Consider the following 20962-nt stretch of genomic DNA (forward strand, 5'->3'; position numbering starts at 1 on the left):
GCTGAGCTTGGAGCCTATCGGGGAAGAGTGTCTATAGAGAAGGCACCGAGCGCCGCCTGAGTCGCGGCGGCGCGGTCTCTCGCGCGGAAGGCTGCGGCAAGACCTTGGCGCACCTCGCTGCTGAGCGCATCTGGGCGGGGCACACGGACTCGTCGAAGATACTGCGCTTGGAACCGCAGCGTCTTGCCGCGCATCTTGACGCAGTACGCAGAAATCTGTCGTTCCATCACATCGGACAGCAGAAGTCCCCCAAGAACCTCAAGGTCCCAAGTGTCCGATATCAAGTAGTAGAGGTTATGGTGGGGATAGTAGCTGCCGGGTTCCAACACAGGATTGGGCCGCGCCTTCATGTCCTCCAGCAACAACTTCGGTCGGCGGGCTAAGGACATGGTTACTCGATCGATAGTGCGATGCCAGGAACCGGTGTTCTTTCGTGCGATCGCTCGCCCCCGCACGGCGCCTGAGTGCCTCGTTAAGTAAGCACGAAGCTCTGGCCAGTCGTCGAGGTCAACCAGGCCGTTTTCGTCCCACGGATTCACAAGATAATGCCCGGTCCACTCGTACTGCCCGCTCTTGACGTCGGCCGACATCGCTAGCGGCAGCATCCGCTCCGGTTCTACGGCCCCCGCGTCTCGGGTTACGTACACGGCGTCAGCACCTGTGGCTACACCAATGCCAATACGAGTTCCGGTTTCCTTGTCTTCGAGAAGCGGGAATCGGTCGGCAAGTTCTTCGAGCCACGTAAGAGTCGCCGGGCTGCCGTCAGGCCACGAGTCCGAGCTGGAATGCCAGCGGGGCAACCAAGAGGCCTGGGTAGAAGGTTCATCAATGATGCCGGCAGTCGAGGTACTGGCCCAAGAAGCGAATCGCTCCGCGGCATGCCTGTCGAATAGCCCGGTTGCATCACCGGTGGCCACGCAACCCTGCTCTCCGCGTCGCAGGACGGTAATCGCAGGATATGCGGACACCTGGGTCTCAAACACTGGTGTGTCATGCATCACCAGGCAGGCATCCATGGCGAAACCGCCCCCAACGATCTTGCTCCGCAGACCTCGTCCATATTGATTCCGCATCCAGCGGTCGGCGCAGATAAAGCCCAATCGGCCTTCGGCTTTAAGCAGATTGAGCGCCCGTTCATAAAAGCCCACGTAGATATCGGCTCGTCCGCCCATTGTCGGGCACGCGCGACGGTACATCCTTAGCAGGTGCGCGTCGATATCTTCAATCCGAATATATGGGGGGTTGCCGACAATGACATCTGCCTTAAGACCAGCCATGTCCGCCAGTAGAAAATCAGCCTGCTTGATCCAGGCCTGAGCCAACGAGACGGCAATCTCAGACGGACACCCTTCTCGCTGCAGGAGTTGAACAACCAGTGTCCTGCAAGTCACCACATGGCCCTGCTGCAGATCCATTGCGATTACCGCTCCCGACAACTCATCCCACGGGAGGTCGGGTGCGTGTTTGGACTTGGCAGCAAGGAGGCGCTCAAGCGCCGGCATGAGGAAGGCTCCCTCACCAACTGCCGGCTCCAGGAGTACCCACGTGGTCAGGTCCGAGTCGGGCGAGTACCGGCAGAGGTCAAGGATGAGATCAACGACCCACTGGCGGGTGAAGACCTCGCCATGTTGGCCAACGCCAGAAGCCCGGGGGTCGCGGAGGCCAGCCCTCGATGAAACATGGCCAGTCACCGTCATCGTCACGGCCCTAGGCTAGACGACGTTGACGGCATGTCCGAGTCGGGCGAGACGGGCGCTCGGAGAGGTTTGCAACATCTTACGAACCAGTCCAGGTCGCCGGCCGGCCACCAAGGGCAGCGCGGACGGCGGCCGGGCCCTCTATGCGCCCCCGGCGGCGCAACGCCTCGGTGCCCTAGCACTGCACCCCTGGCCGGAGCCGCTGCGGTACGTGCAGGTAGAGCCGAACATGGTCGTGTCGATCCAAGCTGACGTGGCCTACGAGCACCAGCGGTGGCGCCACCGCGTCCGCCACCAGCCGCGCTGCCCGGGGTGTCGGTGCACGACGTGCCGCTGCTACTCGGCGAGGAGGGTCGAAGCGGGACGCTCGCTGATCAAGACACCGCGGAGACGGTGCGCTCCGACGGTCAGGGTCAGCGGTGAGAGTTGATCCGTTAGGCAGTCTTGCCAATTCGGCACCGATAGGCCGCCCATCGAGCCGTCCAGGCCGCGAGTTCATGCATCCAAGCTGCAGTCGACCCGGACGACTTCGACGCCCACTACTCCCCGTTGTTCATCGCGAAGTAGTCCAAGGCCTCTGTTGCTGTGCCCAGCGGTTGTGGTAGCTGCTACCGGCAACCATGGGCAGGATACGTGCGGTGTCTGAATCCCGGCCGGCCTGTTCGCCGCGACCACGTCCTTTCACGACAACCCATCGGCAACCCTCGGCTGGCTGACCCCTCGGCTGTCAGCGTTGACGAGCAGACGTAGCGACGTGCTGTCGGCCGAGAGTGTGGGCGACTTGGTGCGAATGCCAGTCCCGTCGCTGCTCCCCGAGCACCTATAGGGAGGAGGCGACGACCGCTGAATGCCACACCGCGACGCACCGAACGTCACTAGCGGCGCGACAGGCTCGCCAGTGTTAGCGCTCTACTGCACATCCCCGTGGTGTCACTGGCCGCGGGTCGCTTCCGGCACGGGCACAGTGCCGCCGGCGCTACGTAGCGGCAAACCCGTTGCCGATACGGTGAGCTGTCCGGATGATGCGATGCCAACCGGTCGGCAGTGCAGGAGGCATGGTGCGCGCCACGTTGATGGATCGTGCAGACGGCGATCAGATCGACCTCATCCTGACGCATCCGGCGCACCAGCAGAACCTGCGCACTATGATCGATCTGATCCGGGCATTACGCGCCTGCCACTCTGCCGAGGACTTGTACCACTTTCAGAGTCGGCTTCGCAGCATGGTCCTCGACACCGAGCAGCGTCGCGCCGCGATTAGCCAGCAGATCAAACGACTGGATAGACACCGCAGCCTCACCGCTGACGCGCCCGAACTCGGCACAGCCCTCGACCGCACCGACCGAGAATCCTGGGTAGTAGAAGGCGACGTCTACGAGCGGATCTGGCGCCAGCTCAAGTCGATCGCGGACGCACTCGCCTGGAAAGTCTTCGGCTACCAGCGCAACATCATCGTGGCGCTGTCGCGCGCCGACGCTCCCGGCCCGATGTACGGCAAGACCGGCTTGGCCGCAGAGCTCGAGGTCATCGAGACCGCGTGGCGCGAGAACCATGAGTTCGTGCTGCACCACGACCTGACCAACGTCATCCGTGTCGGCGACGTCACCGTCCTCGACCGTGACGGCTGGGCCTGGCTCCGCGAGATCAAGACCAACCAGCGGTATCGGGTTCCTGCCCAGGAGCGGCTGCTGGCCGACACCTCGCAGGTCCTCGCCGACGAGACCGGCAAGTTGCCCAGCGGCTACGCACCAGTGCGCACCACCATCGACTACCGCACCGACTTGGCGGGTCTACGTGACATCCTCGGCTTGGCGCATGCACGGACAGGTATCGCCGGAGGCGTGGTCTCGTCCGGCCGCGCGGTCGTGGCGGCCAGTCAGTTCGCCGCCGCTGGCCGGTACACCGCTGAGGAGTTCGGCAGTCGTTTCGGCGCCGAACTCGCCCGGGTCCGCCGCCGCATCGGCGCCGACGACCCCGGGCACACGCTGACGCTGCTGAGCATCGACCAATCCGGCCGTACCCTCGTACGCCCACCCTGGGCGATTTACCCGCTCGAGGCCGAGGTCGCGGCCAGCCTCATCGCCGACGGCATGTTCTTCGCCGTCTGCATGAATCCAAACAAGATCATCGACTCGTTGGCCAAGGCCGGTGTCGAAGCATCCTGGCTGCAGCTTCTCGACGGCACCGAGGACCCCTCGAAGCCGTTGTTGAACGTCGCCGTACGGTCGGGCAACCGGCTATGGTCGACGTCCCTGAACTTCGCCGCGATCGCGGAGCTGATGCTCGAGCTGATCGATCTCCGCACCTGGAGCGAGCAGGTCGCCGCGATGCTCAGCGGTGAGTTCGCTGCCGGCACCCGGCCTTGGCCGTGCTTTGCCAGGGAGGCCAAGGCCTGGGCCTGATTGTCCGGACGCCGGCTGTTTGGCTCGATGCCATCGCCCTGCTCATGGGCGCCCGCACCCGAGGCCGCATGACCGAAAGCACCAACCCCACAGCCATGAAGGCCTCCTCCGCCCGCGGCTGCCGACGCCTCGAACCGGTCCCACTCGGACCCCCTGAGACGCCATCACGCCTGCTCAGCTATCTGGAAGCCCCAAACAGCAGTACGCCGACATTGTCAGCAAATGCCGATATCAAACTCCGACAAAACTTCGACATTCCGCTCCTGCCACGGGCTGCCGCCGCTATCGACAATGGGGACCTGACGATGCTGCCCGATCGCGTAACGGCCGTCGGCGGCGCCGGTGCTCGCTCAGATGCTTGGCGCTGCTCGGTCGACCCGGAACGATTTTCACAGGCAGCAGCTATCGTCTGCGCACATCGTAACCACACGTCTGCAGTAGACCGGGGGTTAACAGCGATGGCTGACAGCGACGAGACGAAGGCCGCCCGCCGCGAGCTCGGCCGCCGGCTCGCGCAGTTGCGCAGGGCTGGCGGTCACACCCAGCACGACTTGGCGCGGCTCGTGCAGTACGGCCGCAGCTCCGTGGCGAACACGGAGACCGGTCACCAGCACCCGGACCGTGCCTTCTGGGCGCGCTGCGACACCGTGCTGCAGGCCGGCGGCATGCTCGTCAGGGAGTACGACCGCATCACCGAGCTCAACCGTCAACGACGACGCTCATCGGCGATCCAGGAGGCCAGGAGCGCGTCGGGGCTGGCGACGCCGACCGAAGCTGGCCACGACGATTTTGGAGCGAATGGCGGTGCCGTTCTGTGGGAACGCGAGGACCGCATCGATGCCCGCCGGCTGGCACTGAAGTCTTCCGTCGATGACAACATTCGTCTCGCGTATCTGGAGAACGAGGTCCGCCAGGCAATCGCCGACAACGAGCGTCTCAGCCCGGTAATCCTCATAGCGCGTATGCGACCGCTGCGCTCCTACGTCGACCAGCTCATGGAAGGCCGGCAGCACCCACCGCAACGCGCCCGGCTTTATGCCGTCGCTGCTCACCTATCCGGGCTTCTCGGCGCACTCGCCCTTGACCTCGGCGCATTCGGCGCGGCTCACGCCTATGCCGCCGAAGCGTTCGACCTAGCCGAGGCCGCCGAGCAGTCCGAAGCGCAAGCCTGGGCACGGGCCACGCAAAGCCTGATCGCCTTCTACGCCGGTGACTACCATGACGCGCTGGCCTACGCCCAGGACGGCCTGCGCCGTGGCGGCACCAGCGGGCACCGCATCCGCCTCACGATCAACGGTCAGGCGCGAGCCCTCGCCCGTCTCGGAGACCGGTACGGCGTCGACCGCGCCGTCGACCACGCGTTCACCATGCTGTCCGACTACCCGGCGGACTCGTCGGTCAGCGCTAGTCTCGCCCTCGGCCCCTACTGCCCGGCTAGGACCGCAGCCAACGCGGCGACCGCCTACCTGGCGCTCGGCCGCACCGCGGGCGTCACCAACCATCTCACCACCGCGATCACCGCCTTCGACACCGCAGGGTTGGCTGGCCCGCGTGCACTCTGCCGCCTCGACCTGGCCACCGCGCACCTGCACGCCAACAGCCCCGACCCTGAGGAAGCAGGCGCACTGGCGGTGGAGGCGCTCACCCTCACCGCGGACCAGCGTTTCGAATCGGTCAACCAACGCGCCCATCAGTTCCTCGCCGCCGCCCACCCCTTCGCTTGCCACCCGCAGCTACGGCACGTCGCCGACCTGCTCGCCGACCGCACACCGGTCGCTGGCATCGGACAGGCCGCTCTACCATCGCTGTCATGAGCAGCCGGGAACTGGCCAGCCAGCACCAGCGTTGGACCGCCTACCAGGACCTGCCCAGACTCACCAACCACTGGTACTGGCGCCCGGGCTGGCGTGCCGACCGCCAGTTCTACACCTGGCACCTCACCTTCGAACATCAACCTGAACTCCATCACCTCGTCGCCGACCTGCAACGTCAACTCGCTCTGCCCGGACTGGACTTGGTGCCGCTCGACGGGCTCCACCTGACCATGCAAGGTCTCGGCTTCACTGATGAGGTCACCAACCCCGACGTCGCAGCGGTAGTTGCCGAGACTCGCCGACGCTGCGCCGGCCTGCCGCCGCTGGAGTTGACGCTCGGGCCGGTCGACCCCGACGCCGAAGGAATCGGCTTGCTCGTCCGTCCCTGGGACCGCCTCGAAGACCTCCGCGCCACCATCCGAGGTGCCATCGGCGCGGTATGGCAGACCGTGCCGGAGGCCGCAGATGGATTCCGGCCACATGTGACGATCGCCTACAGCGGCGGTCAGGCACCGACCGGACCAATCCGCACCCGCCTTAACGACCTCCGCCACCAGCAACCCGCCCGGGTGACCATCCGACAAGCATCGCTGATTGCGCTACGTAGGGAACACCGCAGCTACCGGTGGACGACAGTGGCGACTACGCCCCTGGGCGCGTGAGGCGTTCGACGCGGGTGGCGAGAAGCCGTGGCAGCACGGGGCGATGAAGTCGACCCGGCACAGGTCGGACCCGGCGGCATTCGAGGAGACGAAGCAATGGGCGCGTGCAGGGTTGCACCGTTCGGTGAACTGCACCAACGCCTTGCGCCCGTCGCCTCCGACGGAGGTGCGGAAGTAGCAGAACGAGGCGTCGGTGTCGACGATAAGGCGCTTCACGAGGATCTTCCTGCAGTAGGTGATGGGCGGCTGGCGCTGATAGGCGAGGGTGTCCCGAGCAGGTCCAGTGCGCCGTGGAGTTGCCGGAGGACGACTTGGGTATGGCGCCGGTCGGCGGCGGCAGGGTGGTGGCCAGCGGCGGCGGTAGTGAGCAGCCACCAGGCTGCCCACACCCGGTGCCAGCCCAGCGCCCATCGGGCAGCGGAAAGCCCGCCCCGGTCGGCTTCGGCATCGGGGTGGCCGCCTGCGGCGACGTAGGCGTGGATGAGTTTGCTGAGGAGTCGGGGTTCGGTTGGTCTGCGGGTGCCGAACCAGGTGGCCAGGTCGAGTAGGCCCGGTCCGGTGAACGCCTTGGCCCAGTCGACGAGGCGGCAGCCGGTGCGGCTGACGTGCAGCGAAGTGCGGTGGAATTCGCCGTGGCATAGCCCGAACGGTGGTCGCTCGGCACCGTCGGCTCTGTGTCGTGCGGTGGCAGCGAGTCGCTGCAGCACCGCCTCGATCCCTGCGGTGTCGTGGGTAAAGCGCCCTTGTCGACGGAGCTCGTCTAACGCGTCCAGACCTTGCTCTGGCAGCCGCGCCAAGCCCTCTTCGTCGAAGGTCAGGAGGTTGGGGAGGCCTGCAGTGGCGTGAACCCATCGGGCAGTGGTGGCAGCCTCCGCGGACGTCGCGGTCCGGCTCGGCTCGCCAAGATCTTCCATCAGCATGCCCAGACCGTTAGGGCGCATTGTGTAGCCGTTCAGCAGCGGGACTGGGGCTTGCTGGTTGTTGAGCGCGCGAAGGACGGTCGCTTCGCCGGTGAACGGTGCGGTGGCGATCTTGCAGATCAGGCTGCTGCCATCGGGGAAGACCCAGCGCTCGACCGAGGAGAGCTCCCATGTCTGGATGATGTGTCGGCGCGTCGGTACTCGTCGTAATGCGGCGAGCAGGTCGACTCGTAGCTGCGTGCGGAGCTGCTCGTCGAGCATGGGGCTGTTCACCGCGCACCCACTCGCTGTGGATAAGCGGTGGCGCGCTCGAACGACGTGAGGGCGGCGTCGAGGTGCGCCGACATGCTGGCGGGCACCCGAGGATGTGCGTCGCGTTGGAAGGCCCGGAAGTGCGGTAGAAGTCCGCGTAGCACCGGGCGCCGGTCAATGAAGGCTGGTGCATTTCCGGTGCTCTGGGCCCGGCGAAGCAGCGAGGTCAGGGCGACGATTTTGTCGGCGGTGGAGGCCAATAGCACCGGTTGGTCGTCGACGCGGATGGGCGGGTCGGGTTCATCAAGGGCGCGGTGTTCGGCCTGAAGGGCGGCGATGATCCGGGCGACCTCGCTCCCGTAGTTGGCGGTGAGGGTCTGGTAGATGTCTGTTTCTGTCGGGGCGAATTCCGGTGCGTCGTGCAGAAGCGCGGCGACGATAACGTCCTGTCCTGGGGCGGGGACGTGTTGCCCGATGGTCACTGCGACGCGCAGCGCGTGGACCAGGGCTGGTCGGTCGTCGATGGTGTGCCCCGCGCACCACGTTCGAGCGTCGCGGAGGGCGCGTTCGATCGCGGCGGGGCGGGGAGGCGATAAGACCGTCATACCCTGGTACCTCCTGATTGCCGTACGATCGGCGGCATGCCGGGGCCCCTTCCGCAATGGTGTGAACAAACCTGCGTGGTGTGTCCGGCTCAGCAGCTCGGGCCGGGCCAGTTCGATGTCATCGACCGGCCGGGACCCGAATTCGCGTACCGACCTGACCTCGGGTGGCGGGCAACCGCGGACGGAGTCGCCGTCTGCGTTCATCCGTTCCGGGTGGGCCTTCCCGCCGGCCGGTACGCCTCGGCCGGGGAACTGGTCCCCGATCAGACGCCCCGACCGGCGCCGACGGCGGCGGCGCTGGAGTTGCCCGCCGACGTGGTCGATCTGGATGGTTGGCTCGTAGCCGTCTTGCGGCAGGCACCCGCCGAAGGGATCTTCGCCGCTGTTGCCCGCGCCGAGCGGCTGGCCGCCGAACGGTTCGGAGCGAAAGAAGCGGTGACGGCCCTGCGGCGGGTGCTGTCGGTGGAGCTGGCTAACCGCTGACCCCGGCGCCGACCGGCTCGTTCCGGTCGAAGTCGAAGTCGTGGCTGCGTCCATCCCGGCCGAGGCCGGCCGCCTGGTAGCGCTCGTTGAGCAGCCCGAGACGTCGATTCACCTCGGCCGAGTCCAGCCAGTACCGCAGTGGTTGCTCTCCCCACCCGGCGGCGGCGTAGTAGGCGTCGGTGATCCCGCCGCGGGTGTAGGTGAACTCCTCCAACTCGGTGGCATGGGGGAAGGTGACGCCCAAGTCGCTCTGCAGGCGCGTCATCAGCGTGAACTGGGCCAGCACGGCGTGGATCATCTCGTCCACCGGCGCCGGCACCAGAAGTTCAGCGGCACGCTCGTCGCCGCCGGAAAGATCGAACACGGCAGCTTTGAGCGCCAGCACGCGCAGCGCTTCGTCCAGCAGCGGCGCGGCATCGCGCTCCAGCGACCAACGGCTGATTGCCGGGTAGCCGGTGAATGTGGCCCAGCACGTGGAGTACTTCATCGACGAGCTCTTCAGCCTGCCGTAGAGCGGGTGCGCCTGCATCTTGTCGAGGATCTCGGCGGCCCGACGGCCAACCTCTCCGACCTCCGGCATGGATGAAATGGCCATGGTGTATGCCCTCCCATGGGGTCGTGGACACGGCAGACCGTCACGCCGCATCGCGGCTGCGGTCCCTCATCGCCAGCGACGTCGACGCGGGCGCTGACTCAAACATCAGAAGTCGTCGGTGGCCGTGTCGATAAGGGCTGCCGTTCATCTCCGACAATTCGCTGACATGTATCTACGGCGGATGTTGGCGATGCCGGGATTGTCAGTGGATTGTCAGAACCCCCTGGCAGGACTGGCCGACATTGATCAATTTCGTCTTAGGTCGCTCTATGCCGGCGTCATCGCCGCCGCTGCGCTGTAGTCACCAGCCAGCGATGCCAACTCACCGAGGGAAGGTGGCGGTGCCTGTTGCCAGGAGGCTCATGCTCCTGCTGATCCCACCGCTGGTGGCGCATTCGGTCATCGCGCCGCAACTGCTGGCGTCGATCGGCCGGCAACTCTCCCGCCGACGGGCCTGTCCACGAGCAGGTGCATCGATGGCCTGCTTCACTCGGTCGGCGTATTTGGCAGACGCAATATTCCAATCACTGATTATTGAAACCCGCGGAGGAATTTGTGTACGAGCAGGATTTGGCCCGCTATGGATACCGCCAGGAGTTGGCTCGTCAGTTGAGGTTCCGGGATCTGGTCGCGTACGGGTTGGTCTACATGGTGCCGATCGCGCCGATGGCGATCTTCGGCAGCGTGTACGCCGGCTCCGGCGGGATGGTCGCCCTGGCGTACGCGGTCGGTGTGGTGGCGTTGGTGTTCACGGCGTTCTCGTATGCGCAGATGGTGAAGGCATTCCCGATGTCGGGCAGCGTCTACAACTACGCAGGGCGCGGCATCAGCGCGCCGGTCGGGTTCCTCGCTGGCTGGGTGATCCTCCTCGACTACGTCCTCGTCCCGGGGCTGTTGTATCTGGTGGCGTCGGTGGCGATGCACGCCACGGTCCCGGCGGTGCCGGTGTGGCTGTGGCTGCTCGGGTTCGTCGCAGTGAACACGATCGTTAACTCGGTGGGGATCCGCATGACGGCGGCCGTCACCCGGGTGATGCTCGTCGGCGAGCTGATCGTCCTGGCGGTGTTCCTGGCCGTCGCCGCCTGGGCACTCGCCTCGGGTAGGGGCCGGTTCAGCTGGGACGCCCTCTACAACTCCGACACCTTCACCTGGTCGCTGGTGGCGGGTGCGGTGTCGATCGCCGTGCTGTCCTTCCTTGGCTTCGACGGGATCTCCATGCTGGCGGAGGAGACCAAGGGCGGTTCCCGTCAGATCGGCCGGGCCATGGCCGCCGTCCTGATCCTGGCGGGGGTGCTTTTCATCGCGCAGACGTGGCTGGCCGCGATGCTCGTCCCCGACCCCGGCACCCTCGTTGCGGAGGGTGATCCGAACGGCACTGCCTTCTATGACGCCGCCGCCCTGGCCGGCGGGGGTTGGCTGGCGACGGTGTGCGCGGTGGCGACGGCGATTGCGTGGGGGTTGCCGAACTCGATGGTCGCGCAGGTCGCGACGTCTCGGCTGCTGTTCGCGATGGCCCGGGACCGGCAGCTGCCGGCGTTTTTGGCGAAGGTGTCGATCCGGCGCAACGTGCCGATCAACGCGACGCTACTCACCGGCGCGGTGTCCCTGGCGCTGGGCCTGTACATGGCGACCCGTGGGGATGGGATCACCCTGCTGTCGTCGCTGATCAACTTCGGGGCGATGGTCGCGTTCCTGGTCCTGCACGTCTCGGTCGTGGTGCATCACCTCATCCGGGAGCGCAGCGGGAACTGGTGGGCGCACCTGGTCATGCCCGCCGTCGGCTTCGCAATCTTGGTGTGGGTGGTGGTCAACGCCAACATCGCCGCCCAGCGCCTCGGCCTGGCGTGGCTCGCCCTCGGGATGGTCGTCCTGGCCGGCTTGTACCTGTCGGGCCGCCGGCCGGCACTGTCGGGGTTGGCGCCCGCACAGCCGCAGGCGCGTCACGTGGAGCGGGTGTGACCGGCATGGAGACGTTTACCTACCGGCCCGCCCGAGATGAGCTGGCCTACACCTTCGGCGGTCGGATGCCGGTGGCGCACGTGCGCGGCGGCGACGTGTTCACCGTCGTGACGGAGGACTGCTTCGGTGGTCTCGTGAGGGGGCCGTCGGACCTGCCGTCGCAGGTGTGCCGCATGCCGTACCTCAATCCGGTGTCCGGGCCGTTCTTCGTCGAGGACGCCGAGCCCGGCGACACCCTCGCCGTCCACCTCGCCTCTATCGTCCCCGCGCGGGACTGGGGTGTGTCGTCGACGTTTCCGCACTTCGGGGCACTGACGTCCACCGCCCACACGGCCACCCTGCAGCCGCCGCTTGAGGAGCGGGTGTGGGTATACGGCATCGACCGGCAGGCCGGGACCGTACGGTTTGAGGCCATCCGCAGCGACCACAGCGTTGACCTGCCGCTGGACCCGATGATCGGGACGATCGGTGTCGCCCCCGGCGGGTTCGAGGCCCGATCCACACTCGTGCCCGACACCCACGGCGGGAACCTCGACACCCCGCGTCTGCGGGTCGGCACCACCCTCTACCTGGGGGTGAACGTCCACGGGGCGATGCTCGCGCTCGGCGACGGGCACGCCCGCCAAGGCGAGGGCGAGGCCTGCGGCGTCGGCGTGGAAATCGCCACGACCACCACCCTCGCCATCGACGTCATCAAAGGCGTCACCACTCCATGGCCTCGGTTGGAGACCGACCGGGACATCCTGACCATCGGGTGCGCCCGTCCATTGGAGGACGCCTACCGCATCGCCCAGCATGACCTCGTCGGCTGGGCCAGCGCCCTGACGGGCCTGGAAACCCTGGACGCCTACCAGCTCGTGTCGCAGGCGGGGCGGGCGCCGATCGGCAACGTGTGCGACCCCAACTACACCGTCCTCGCCGCCGTCGACAAAACGCTGCTCCCCGCCCCTGGACCCGCCTATGGCGGGGCACACGAGCGGCTGCGGCGGCTTACCGCCGGGCTGCGGTAGGAGCCGGGCCGATGATCGCGTCGATCCCGCGCCTGCCGCTGCGCGATGACCTGTTCCTCCTCGGCCACGACGACGACACCGGACACCCCCACGTGCACCGGCAAACCCTCGCACTCGGGCTCGCGGGCGCGGTCCTGATCGACCTCTACCTGGCCGGGCGGGTGACCTTCGACCCGAACGACGACACCCGCCCGGCCAACCACCAACGGATACACCCGCACGTCGACCGGCCAGTCGGGGACCTGATCGCCGACGCCGCGACCGCCACCATCCGCCACACCCACCCACCCCTGCGGGGGTGGTTGCGCGGGTTCTCCGACGACCTGTACGACCGCACCCGCGCCGGCCTTGTCGCCGGCGGGATCCTGCGCCACCACACTCGACGGCGCCTCGGTGGCCTCATGCGCGCCGACACCTACCTGCCCACCGACAGCAAATGGGCCGTCGTGGCCCGTTCCCGCCTGCGCTACCTCGCCGGCGGCCGCGAACAACCCGACAACCACACCGCCGCTCTCGCCGGCCTCGTCGCCGACCTCGGCCTTACCAGCCACCTCTACCTCGACGGCGACACCCCAGCCCTGGCCGCTCGTCTGAAGGCCATCGCCGGGCAGCACTACCAATCGGTCCGCGACATCACCGCCGCCGTGGACGCCGCCGTGGGTGACCTCGCCACGGCTGCCTACCGCTAGCCCCAATTCACCTCACCTCGAGAAAGTCCACCGTGAACAACCTGCCTCACGTGCGATCCGCGGCCGAGACGCCCCACCCGGTGGGCCGGCGAGCCGTAAAGGTCACTGCCGCCGCCTGCGCGCTCGGCCTGCTCGCCACCGCCACAGCTATTCCGAACTGGACGGGTGCCGCCGCGCCAGCCCCATCCCCGCCCTCCACCACTGCCGCGTCCCAGTCGGCCGTGGCACCGTGTCTGTCACCTGCCGCCCTGACGGCGGCACAGCTCAAGGCACGCGCACAGCAGAAACTCGACCCATCGCCGACGCATCTGCCGGAGTCGACCCCGGCGCGGCATGGTCTGAAAACGGTGACGGTTGGGCCGTCCGGCTGCGACTCCATCCCGGGCCGGTTCGCCTACGTCCACCTGCTGCAATGGGCCACGGACACCACCATCGCCGGCAACAGCACCACCACGGGGATCGTGCTGTTCGAAGAGCAACGCTGGCGCGCCGACGACGCCTCCGGACGCGTCATCCGCAGCCGCTACCCCACCGATCAGCAGCCCGCCGACGACAGCACCTACTACCCCGGTGAGCTGGACGGACCCATCGGACCGATCGCCGCCGACCCGGCGGCGCTCACCGCGCACATCGACTCCACCCAGCCTCGATTCCTCGGACCCACCGCCGTCATCCGCGGCCTCGTCAGCCTGCTCGGCTGGCGCACTCCCAACCAAGCCGACCGCACCGCGGTTATCACCGTCCTGCGCGACACCCCCGGCATCGCGTACCACGGCTCGGTGACCGACAGGGCGGGCCGAACCGGCGTCGGCGTCAGCGCCACCTCCGACGCCATCCGCTTCCTGCTGATCCTCAACCCCGCCACCGGCGAACTACTCGCCTACGAAAGAGCCGCGCTTACACCGCCACCCGGCAGCGACCGGATCGGCCCTCTGGTCGACGACTATCACCTGTTCCTCGTCCACACCCGTGCCGCCGGCAGCGGCAACTCCTGACCCCGCAACGAAGAAGCCTCTAAGGAACCTCAGCATGGACACTGTCCCGCGTATCCGCACCGCCCGCTGGGCGGACAAAGACCACGTCGCCGCACTCATCGCCGACGCCCTCCATCCCAGCCCGCTCGCAACATGGCTGATCCCCGACCCGGGCCCACGACGTCGAATCCTCACCGACGTCCTCGCCATCTGGGTCGAGCACGCCCTGTTCTACGGCGACGTCCACCTCACCGACGACGCCACCGCCGTCACCGTCGGCTTCCACCGATACCGCCCCATCCCGCCACCAGCGAACTACCCGACTCGCCTAGGCGATGCCGCAGGCGTCCACAGCGATCGCTTCGACCTACTCGATCGACTACTCGCCAAAGATCGACCCAGTGAGCCCCACTACCACCTCGCGTTCCTCGCCGTGTCGCCCAGCGCCGAGCGGTCAGGACGCGGCACGTCCCTGCTCAGCCACCATCGCAGCCGACTCGACCACGTGAACCTACTGTCCTGGACTAGCACCACCCCCGATGCCCAGAGCCTGCATGTCCGGCATGGCTACATCCCAGGATCGGCGATTCAGTTGCCTGAAGGTCCGGTCATCTGTTCCATGCGCCGCAGCCCTCTCCACGGCGACATCCAGCCAACCAGGACGACTGCGACCGAGGGCCAAACCAGTCATCCAGGTCTCCGACCATGACCCATCCGCCACTCGCGAGGACGAGACATGAGACCGGCTACCGGGTGGACACCGGATTTTGGGGTGGCGAGGCTGAGCCCTGCTGTCCGCCAATCCGGCCTAAGCCAGGCAAGTAGCAGAGAAGAGAACCGATGCGTAGCGATTGGACCGCCCTGCCGGAGAGTGTCAGGGCAGCGATCGCCGAACGGGTCGGCGGAACCTTCGACGTCGCCCAAGCCTCCAGTGGCGACCACGCTGAGATCGCCTCGACGGTGAGAGGACCCGCCGGACCGATCTTTATCAAAGCGGCCTCCGGCGAGTTGAGCGTTCGGTCGCTGCGCTACGAAGTGGCGGTAACCCGGGCCATCGACCGGCACCCGCCCGCAGTCCTGTGGCAGTTCGAATCCGATGGCTGGCTGGTGGTGGGGACCGAGCATCTCGCCGGCCCCCACCCCGACCTGTCACCCGGCAGCACGGATCTCAATCTGCTCCTAGCCGCACTGAAAGCACTCCAGGAGACGCCGGCGCCCGGCGAGACGTGGTTCACCCCGGCAACCCGGCTCGGGTTCGCGCACCCGGCGATGGACGGCGAGACACTCATCCATACGGACCTCAACCCAGCGAACCTGATCGTGACACCACTCGGCCTACGCATCGTGGACTGGGCGTGGGCAACCAAGGCCGCCGCATGGGTCGAACTCGCGTTGCTCGCCCCACGGCTGATCGGCAGCGGCCACAGTGCGGAGCAGGCAGAAGAGTGGATAGCGCAGCTTCCCGCATGGACAGCGACCGACCGACAGGTCTTGAACGACTTCGCGTCAAAGAACGCAACGAAGTGGGCGGCCAAGTCCCGGCAGAACACCGAGCGCTGGGTACGTGACCTCGCAATGTGGACCGGAGAGTGGGCGCATCACCGGACCGACGGCCATCAGCCAGCCCGCGAGCCACAGCGCGGGGGCACGCTCTCGTGATGTGGGCGCCGGCAACGGTGAAACTCCTCAACCAGCCAGCAGGCCCACTCGGGACCGCAAATCAGTTCACTCAGCCGGGCAGGTCCATGGCGGCCCGAACCGAGAACCAGCCGCGCTGCTCCCAATCTGCTCCCAATGTAAGCCACACATACCGCAAAGCCCGTTACCGATGACTCCGGTAACGGGCTTCTGACCTGCAAAAACTGAGAGTGGGCGATGCTGGTATCGAACCAGCGACCTCTTCGGTGTGAACGAAGCGCTCTCCCACTGAGCTAATCGCCCTCAGCGCCTGTGACTCTACCCGATCGTGGAACCGGACCGGAAATCCGGGGTCAGTGCGTCGCGAGGTACCGCATCGCTTCGGCGACCACGTCGATGCCGAGGCTGTACTTGAGGGACAGCCAGACCACCGTGGCCACGAAGACCAGGCCGACGGAGCCGAGCACAATTCGCACCAACAGCGACTGTCTGGTCACCCAGCGCGTCCAGCCGTGGACGTGGCGGCGGGTGAAGCCGAGCAGCCGGCGGGCCCAGTGGTATTCGACGGCCCAGATGCCCAGGCCGGCGATGACCAGCAGCCAGCCCGGCCCGGGGAGCGGGATGAGGGCGATGCCGATGGTCACCACCAGCGCCCCGGCGATCGCGATGAAGATCTTGAGGGCGATCCGGCCGGTGGGGTTGGCGCGGATGAGGTCGAGGGTCAGTGAGATCCGCTCGCGCCAGCGGGGGCGGCGCGGTGGGTCCTGCACGGCGACGACGCCGCCACCGGCATCGCTGCCGCGATCCGCACCGGCGCCACCACGACGACCGGCACCGGCGTCATCGCCACCGGAACGACCGGCGTCGGACGCCGGCCGACCGGCCCGTTCGGGCTGCTTCATCGGCACTCCGTACCCCCGCTTTTCGGCTGCTCGGACCGCGACTTTCGGCGGGCCGGGCGCCGCCGCCGCATCCAATGAGGATTGCTTCGTCACCATTTCACCCCCCAGTGTCGCTCGGGCCCGTCACTGCAACGGCCGACTGGACGTTACCGGAGTAAGTCGACGACTGAGCCACCCGATGCCGGGCGGGATCACGCACTGGGCAGAACCGGAAATCCTACATGAATGCTCACATTCACGCGGCCTTTCCGTCCCCCTTCCCACCACTGGGTGAAGTCAGCGTATGGCGGAGCGTAGCCAGGAGTAGCACCTGAGTATGGGAAAAGCGGGACACGCGCGTTCCGCAGCGGTGCCGGGGGGAGAACGTCCATGAGTGTCATCCGACCGACGACCGTAGAGGTCGAGACGTCGCTAAGGCTCGTCGCACCTGACGCCACCGCCTTGCCGGTGCGTGCCAGTCTGCGTTACGACCCTGCTGACCCGTATGCGGTCCATGTCCTGTTCCATGCCGAATCGGCCGGGGGCGAGGCGGTGAGTTGGTCGTTCGCTCGCGAACTTCTGGTCACCGGCCTGGACGAGCCGGCCGGCATCGGGGATGTGCGGGTCTGGCCCTGGGCCACACCGCGCGGCGATTTCGTCGCGCTGGCCCTCTCGTCACCGGACGGCAACGCCCTCTTCGAGGTGCCGCGCAGCGTCCTGGTGCGTTTCCTTCGACGGACCTACGTCGTCGTCCCGCGCGGCCGTGAGGCCGAGCACCTGGACGTCGACACGGCGGTGAACCGGCTGCTCGCCGGTCGCTGACCAACCGAAAACTGCAACACCGGCCACACCGGGGCCGCGCGGATCTGCCGAGTCCGCGCGGCCCCGGCACACGCCCATCGGGTACGCGGACAGCGCGCCCCGGGTCGGCCGGTGCTCAGCCGTGCGTGGTGATGCCGCCGTCGACGGGGATGACCGCGCCGGTGAGGTACGCGCCGGCGCGTGACGAGAGGTAGATGGCCGTGCCGGCCATGTCCTCGGGGCGTCCGATGCGGCCCAGTGGCACCTGCTGCTCGATGGCGGCCCGGCTCGCCGGGTCGTCGAGCGCGAACGCCATCATCTTGCTCTCGAACGGGCCGGGCGCTATCGCGTTGACGGTGATCTGCTCACCGGCGAGCTGGTGGGCGAGGCTGCGGGTGAGCATGTGCACGGCCGCCTTGGTGGCCGAGTACGCGTACACCTCCATCATCGGCACCCGGATGCCGTCGATCGACCCGATGTTGATCACGCGGGCCGGGTCGTCGGCGCTGGCGGCGGCGCGCAGCGCCGGCAGCAGCGCGGTGGTGAGCCGGAAGACGGCCTTGACGTTGACCGCCCAGAGCTTGTCGAACGCGGCCTCGGGGTAGTCCTCCAGCGGTGCGCCCCAGGTCGCGCCCGCGTTGTTGACCAGCACGTCGAGCTGACCGAAGCGCTCGCGCACGGCGGCGGCCAGTGTCTCGGCGCCGGCGTCGTCGCTGAGGTCGGCGGGGATGGCCTCGCAGCGCCCCTCGGCGGAGAGGGTGGTGGCGACCGCCTCGCAGACGTCCGCCTTACGCGACGAGATGATCACGTGTGCGCCGGCCCGGACGAAGCCCTGGGCGATCATCAGCCCGATCCCCCGCGACCCGCCGGTGACCAGGACCGTCTTACCTTCGACCGAGAACAGCTGCGTCATGCCCATCCCATCGCGAGTCGGCGGGGGCCGCCGGCCGGCCGGGGTGACCGGCGAGTGCCGGGTGGACCGCGGACCGGCGGCGCTACCGTCGGGTAACGTAGCTTGGCCGCCAGGACCGAAACAAGCCCGGGGCGCACCGCGGATTCCGCTCCGAACGGTGACCGGGATGCGGTGACCTGCGGTTCGGGCTACCGTCGCAGGCGATGGTCTCCACCGATCCCTCCCCCGCGCCATCGATCGGAACGGCGTCTCGCGTGCCCGACGAGATAGCCACGTTCGCGCTGGCCGACCTTGCCGGCGACCCGGGCTGGCGTCGGCCGGTGATCGTCGAGCGGGAGCTGTTGATTCTCACCACCCGGGGGCACGGCGACGCCGAGCTCGACTTTCACCTGCTGCTGTGCCGGCCCGGCACGCTGCTGCGGGTCCGCCCCGGCCAGGTGCTGCGCTGCGCAGGCCCCCAGTTCGACGCCACGGTGGTCGCCTGGGATCCCGAGGCGGTACGCGACTTCGACGTCGACCTGAGCGCCACCGCGACCTGGCGGCAGTTGGCCGGTGAGGACGAGGACGCGGTGATCAGCGAGGTGAGCCAGTTGGCGGTGGACTGTCGGCGGCACCCCGACGGTCCCACCGCCCGCGTGCTGCTCCGGCACCAGCTGGCCGTGCTGCTGCTGCGGCTGGCCCTGCCGCACGCCGACCGGCCGTCGTCGCGGCCCGAGGACGAGACGTTCCACCGGTTCCGCCGCGAGGTGGAGCACGGCTATGCGCACACCCGGCGGGTCGAGGACTACGCGGCCGAGCTGGGCTGCTCCGTGCGGACCCTGACCCGGGCCTGCCTGGCCGTCACCGGGCGCAGCGCCAAGCAGGTCATCGACGAGCGGGTCGCGTTGCAGGCCGGCCGGTTACTCGCCACCACGGATCTGCCGATCGCCGAGATCGGCCGGCGGCTCGGCTTCTCCGAACCCACCAACTTCGGCCGCTTCTTCACCCGCGAAATCGGCGTCAGCCCCGGCGCGTTCCGGGCCGCACGGGACCAACCGGCGGCCAATCGGGTGATCCGACAGCGACCGCCGGCCGAGTCGACGGCCGCCAACGGGGGCAGATTCCGCCTCGGCAGCGCCGGTGACTCCGCCAACGGTGAGCACCCGATGAGACCACTGCCGCCCGCCGGAGGGCCGGGCGTCACCGGCCGGGCATGATGACAGGGTGCAGATCTCCGCGCGCGGCGACTACGCGGTACGGGCGGCGTTGAGCCTCGCCACCGCGTACCCCTCGCTGCTGTCCACCCAGGCCATCGCCGCGGAGCAGGACATGCCCCGCAAGTTCCTGGAGGCGGTCCTGGCTGATCTGCGCCGGGCCGGCATCGTCCGCGCCCAACGCGGCGCCGAGGGCGGCTACACGCTCGCCCGCCCGCCCCGCGAGGTGACGGTCGGCGCGGTGCTGCGCGCAGTTGAGGGTCCCCTGGCCGGGGTACGCGGGCTGCGTCCCGAGGAAACCCGCTACGAAGGCTCCGCGGAGAACCTGCCCGGCCTGTGGGTGGCCGTCCGGGCGGCGGTGCGGCGGGTCGTCGACGAGGTGAGCCTCGCCGAGATCGTCAGCGGTCGACTGCCCGCGCACGTCCGCAAGCTCACCGCGCTGCCCGACGCGTGGGAGCCGCGCTGACGCCAGCCGCCGGCCACCGCCTCAGCGGCCGAAGAGCTTGTGCAGCCAGGCGAGCTGTTCGAGCTGCTGGTGCGCCTCGCCACCCTCGTGGTCGTTGAACTCGTACACGCGCACGTCCTTGTCGCCCCCGTAGCGGTGGTAGGCGGCGAAGCAGGTCGAGGGTGGGCAGGTCCGGTCCATCATCGCGACGGAGAACAGCGCGGGCGCTGTCGCGCCGGGTGCGAGCACCGCGGCGTCGACGTACGACAACGTGCGGAACACCTGGCTGCTCTGGTCGCGGTGCAGCGCGAGATACTCGGCGACCTCGCCGTAGGGGCCCTCGGTGGCGACCCGGACGGCGCGCGGGAAGTCACACAGGAACGGCACGTCGGGCATGACCGCCGCCACGCCCGGGAACAACGCGGCCACCGCCAGCGACAGGCCCCCTCCCTGGCTGATGCCGGTGACGACGACCCGGTCGGGGTCGACGGCGGGATGCTCCTGGGCGGCCTGGGCGAACCGGACCGCGTCGGTGATCAGCCTGCGGTAGTAGAAGTCCTCCGGGCTGGTGACCCCACGGGTGAGGAACCCCGGAACGGTGCCCGCCGGGTACCGGTGCGAGTCGGCGGTGCTGCCGGGCGCGGCACTCCAGCCCTGCCCCCGGGTGTCCATGATGAGGTGCGCGAAGCCCGCCGAGGCCCAGAAGAGCTTCTCGTGCGGCAGGCCCCGGCCCCGGCCGTACCCGAGGTATTCGACCACGCACGCCAGCGGCCCGGTGGCGGTCGCCGGCAGGTGCAGCCAGCCGTGCACCGGCTCGTCGCCGAAGCCGGGGACGGTGACCGAGAAGGTGCGGATCTGGGTGAGCCCGGTGTCGACGGGCTCGTACGTCGCCGCCCCGGCCTCGGCGGCACCGAGCGTCCGCTTCCAGAACGCGTCCAGGTCGTCCGGAACCGTCAGGTCGGGTCGGTACGCCCAGCAGTCGGCGACGGTGAGATCGCTCAGAGCCACAGCTTCGCCTCCACGGCAGCA

Annotated in this window: 20 protein-coding genes and 1 tRNA gene; 13 read left to right on the top strand and 8 right to left on the bottom strand. The window is 68.1% G+C overall.

Annotation, left to right across the window (positions count from 1 at the left end; all coding sequences use genetic code 11):
• Positions 1-14: 14 nt before the first annotated feature.
• Entirely contained in the window at positions 15-1697 is a 1683-nt protein-coding gene (locus AB0C03_RS01575; protein ID WP_357634458.1) for an Eco57I restriction-modification methylase domain-containing protein, read from the bottom strand.
• A 1058-nt stretch (positions 1698-2755) separates the two neighbouring features.
• Here AB0C03_RS01575 and AB0C03_RS01580 point away from each other — a divergent pair.
• The 3 genes from AB0C03_RS01580 (at position 2756) to AB0C03_RS01590 (ending at position 6575) form a co-directional block, all read left to right on the top strand.
• Positions 2756-4099, top strand: a complete 1344-nt coding sequence (locus AB0C03_RS01580; protein ID WP_357633470.1) for a hypothetical protein — start codon at positions 2756-2758, stop codon at positions 4097-4099.
• Positions 4100-4557: 458 nt separating this feature from the next.
• On the top strand, positions 4558-5913 hold the full coding sequence (locus AB0C03_RS01585) for a helix-turn-helix domain-containing protein (RefSeq protein WP_357633473.1): 1356 nt from the start codon (positions 4558-4560) through the stop codon (positions 5911-5913).
• On the top strand, positions 5910-6575 hold the full coding sequence (locus tag AB0C03_RS01590) for a 2'-5' RNA ligase family protein (RefSeq protein WP_357633476.1): 666 nt from the start codon (positions 5910-5912) through the stop codon (positions 6573-6575). The genes AB0C03_RS01585 and AB0C03_RS01590 overlap by 4 nt, the downstream gene beginning before the upstream one ends.
• A 212-nt stretch (positions 6576-6787) precedes the next feature.
• On the opposite strand, the gene AB0C03_RS01595 is transcribed toward AB0C03_RS01590, so the two are convergent.
• Positions 6788-7756: an aminoglycoside phosphotransferase family protein gene (locus AB0C03_RS01595; RefSeq protein WP_357633479.1), complete on the bottom strand. Its 969-nt coding sequence runs from the start codon at positions 7754-7756 to the stop codon at positions 6788-6790.
• Positions 7757-7764: 8 nt separating this feature from the next.
• A complete protein-coding gene (locus AB0C03_RS01600; protein WP_357633482.1) occupies positions 7765-8352 on the bottom strand; it encodes an HD domain-containing protein in 588 nt (195 codons plus the stop codon).
• 213 nt (positions 8353-8565) lie between these two features.
• On the opposite strand from AB0C03_RS01600, the gene AB0C03_RS01605 reads away from it, so the two are divergent.
• Positions 8566-8835, top strand: coding sequence for a hypothetical protein (locus AB0C03_RS01605; RefSeq protein WP_357633485.1), 270 nt, complete (start codon positions 8566-8568; stop codon positions 8833-8835).
• Here AB0C03_RS01605 and AB0C03_RS01610 read toward each other — a convergent pair.
• Positions 8825-9430 carry a hypothetical protein gene (locus AB0C03_RS01610; protein ID WP_357633488.1) on the bottom strand — a complete coding sequence of 202 codons (606 nt, stop codon included), beginning with the start codon at positions 9428-9430 and terminating at the stop codon, positions 8825-8827. The two genes, AB0C03_RS01605 and AB0C03_RS01610, sit on opposite strands and share 11 nt — an antisense overlap.
• Before the next feature lie 555 nt (positions 9431-9985).
• Between AB0C03_RS01610 and AB0C03_RS01615 the strand changes: the two genes are divergently transcribed.
• The 6 genes from AB0C03_RS01615 (at position 9986) to AB0C03_RS01640 (ending at position 15721) form a co-directional block, all read left to right on the top strand.
• On the top strand, positions 9986-11389 hold the full coding sequence (locus AB0C03_RS01615; protein ID WP_357633492.1) for an APC family permease: 1404 nt from the start codon (positions 9986-9988) through the stop codon (positions 11387-11389).
• The gene (locus AB0C03_RS01620; RefSeq protein WP_357633494.1) at positions 11386-12399 is read left to right on the top strand and encodes an acetamidase/formamidase family protein; all 1014 of its coding nucleotides are present in this window, start codon (positions 11386-11388) and stop codon (positions 12397-12399) included. The genes AB0C03_RS01615 and AB0C03_RS01620 overlap by 4 nt, the downstream gene beginning before the upstream one ends.
• Before the next feature lie 11 nt (positions 12400-12410).
• The gene (locus AB0C03_RS01625) at positions 12411-13088 is read left to right on the top strand and encodes a GOLPH3/VPS74 family protein (RefSeq protein WP_357633497.1); all 678 of its coding nucleotides are present in this window, start codon (positions 12411-12413) and stop codon (positions 13086-13088) included.
• Positions 13089-13435: 347 nt separating this feature from the next.
• The gene (locus AB0C03_RS01630; protein ID WP_357633499.1) at positions 13436-14083 is read left to right on the top strand and encodes a hypothetical protein; all 648 of its coding nucleotides are present in this window, start codon (positions 13436-13438) and stop codon (positions 14081-14083) included.
• A gap of 34 nt (positions 14084-14117) precedes the next feature.
• Complete coding sequence (locus AB0C03_RS01635; RefSeq protein WP_357633502.1) at positions 14118-14771, top strand: GNAT family N-acetyltransferase; 654 nt, start codon at positions 14118-14120, stop codon at positions 14769-14771.
• Positions 14772-14902: 131 nt separating this feature from the next.
• Positions 14903-15721 carry an aminoglycoside phosphotransferase gene (locus AB0C03_RS01640; RefSeq protein WP_357633504.1) on the top strand — a complete coding sequence of 273 codons (819 nt, stop codon included), beginning with the start codon at positions 14903-14905 and terminating at the stop codon, positions 15719-15721.
• A 210-nt stretch (positions 15722-15931) separates the two neighbouring features.
• Here AB0C03_RS01640 and AB0C03_RS01645 read toward each other — a convergent pair.
• Positions 15932-16003, bottom strand: a tRNA-Val gene (locus AB0C03_RS01645).
• A gap of 50 nt (positions 16004-16053) precedes the next feature.
• Positions 16054-16677 carry a PGPGW domain-containing protein gene (locus tag AB0C03_RS01650; protein WP_400447582.1) on the bottom strand — a complete coding sequence of 208 codons (624 nt, stop codon included), beginning with the start codon at positions 16675-16677 and terminating at the stop codon, positions 16054-16056.
• Positions 16678-16971: 294 nt separating this feature from the next.
• Here AB0C03_RS01650 and AB0C03_RS01655 point away from each other — a divergent pair, with 294 nt between their 5' ends.
• Entirely contained in the window at positions 16972-17403 is a 432-nt protein-coding gene (locus tag AB0C03_RS01655) for an SsgA family sporulation/cell division regulator (protein WP_007457244.1), read from the top strand.
• A gap of 115 nt (positions 17404-17518) precedes the next feature.
• On the opposite strand, the gene AB0C03_RS01660 is transcribed toward AB0C03_RS01655, so the two are convergent.
• Positions 17519-18295, bottom strand: coding sequence for a glucose 1-dehydrogenase (locus tag AB0C03_RS01660; RefSeq protein WP_357633507.1), 777 nt, complete (start codon positions 18293-18295; stop codon positions 17519-17521).
• A gap of 203 nt (positions 18296-18498) precedes the next feature.
• Between AB0C03_RS01660 and AB0C03_RS01665 the strand changes: the two genes are divergently transcribed.
• Both AB0C03_RS01665 and AB0C03_RS01670 read left to right on the top strand, forming a co-directional pair.
• Positions 18499-19491: a helix-turn-helix transcriptional regulator gene (locus AB0C03_RS01665; protein ID WP_030333676.1), complete on the top strand. Its 993-nt coding sequence runs from the start codon at positions 18499-18501 to the stop codon at positions 19489-19491.
• Positions 19492-19498: 7 nt separating this feature from the next.
• A complete protein-coding gene (locus AB0C03_RS01670; protein ID WP_030333674.1) occupies positions 19499-19954 on the top strand; it encodes an RrF2 family transcriptional regulator in 456 nt (151 codons plus the stop codon).
• A 21-nt stretch (positions 19955-19975) separates the two neighbouring features.
• Here the strand turns inward: AB0C03_RS01670 and AB0C03_RS01675 are convergent, their stop codons facing one another.
• On the bottom strand, positions 19976-20941 hold the full coding sequence (locus tag AB0C03_RS01675) for an acetylxylan esterase (RefSeq protein ID WP_357633512.1): 966 nt from the start codon (positions 20939-20941) through the stop codon (positions 19976-19978).
• Positions 20942-20962: the final 21 nt, after the last annotated feature.

Origin of the sequence: Micromonospora parva (genome assembly GCF_040649675.1) — a bacterium.
In the GTDB taxonomy this organism is placed as follows: Bacteria; Actinomycetota; Actinomycetes; order Mycobacteriales; family Micromonosporaceae; genus Micromonospora; species Micromonospora parva.

Excerpts from the sequence above, each read along its gene's own strand:
- AB0C03_RS01610 (WP_357633488.1), bottom strand. The coding sequence starts at position 9,430 with ATGGCCATTTCATCCATGCCGGAGGTCGGAGAGGTTGGCCGTCGGGCC.
- AB0C03_RS01590 (WP_357633476.1), top strand. The coding sequence starts at position 5,910 with ATGAGCAGCCGGGAACTGGCCAGCCAGCACCAGCGTTGGACCGCCTAC.
- AB0C03_RS01575 (WP_357634458.1), bottom strand. The coding sequence starts at position 1,697 with ATGACGGTGACTGGCCATGTTTCATCGAGGGCTGGCCTCCGCGACCCC.
- AB0C03_RS01595 (WP_357633479.1), bottom strand. The coding sequence starts at position 7,756 with ATGCTCGACGAGCAGCTCCGCACGCAGCTACGAGTCGACCTGCTCGCC.
- AB0C03_RS01660 (WP_357633507.1), bottom strand. The coding sequence starts at position 18,295 with ATGACGCAGCTGTTCTCGGTCGAAGGTAAGACGGTCCTGGTCACCGGC.
- AB0C03_RS01640 (WP_357633504.1), top strand. The coding sequence starts at position 14,903 with ATGCGTAGCGATTGGACCGCCCTGCCGGAGAGTGTCAGGGCAGCGATC.
- AB0C03_RS01585 (WP_357633473.1), top strand. The coding sequence starts at position 4,558 with ATGGCTGACAGCGACGAGACGAAGGCCGCCCGCCGCGAGCTCGGCCGC.
- AB0C03_RS01625 (WP_357633497.1), top strand. The coding sequence starts at position 12,411 with ATGATCGCGTCGATCCCGCGCCTGCCGCTGCGCGATGACCTGTTCCTC.
- AB0C03_RS01665 (WP_030333676.1), top strand. The coding sequence starts at position 18,499 with ATGGTCTCCACCGATCCCTCCCCCGCGCCATCGATCGGAACGGCGTCT.
- AB0C03_RS01635 (WP_357633502.1), top strand. The coding sequence starts at position 14,118 with ATGGACACTGTCCCGCGTATCCGCACCGCCCGCTGGGCGGACAAAGAC.
- AB0C03_RS01655 (WP_007457244.1), top strand. The coding sequence starts at position 16,972 with ATGAGTGTCATCCGACCGACGACCGTAGAGGTCGAGACGTCGCTAAGG.
- AB0C03_RS01600 (WP_357633482.1), bottom strand. The coding sequence starts at position 8,352 with ATGACGGTCTTATCGCCTCCCCGCCCCGCCGCGATCGAACGCGCCCTC.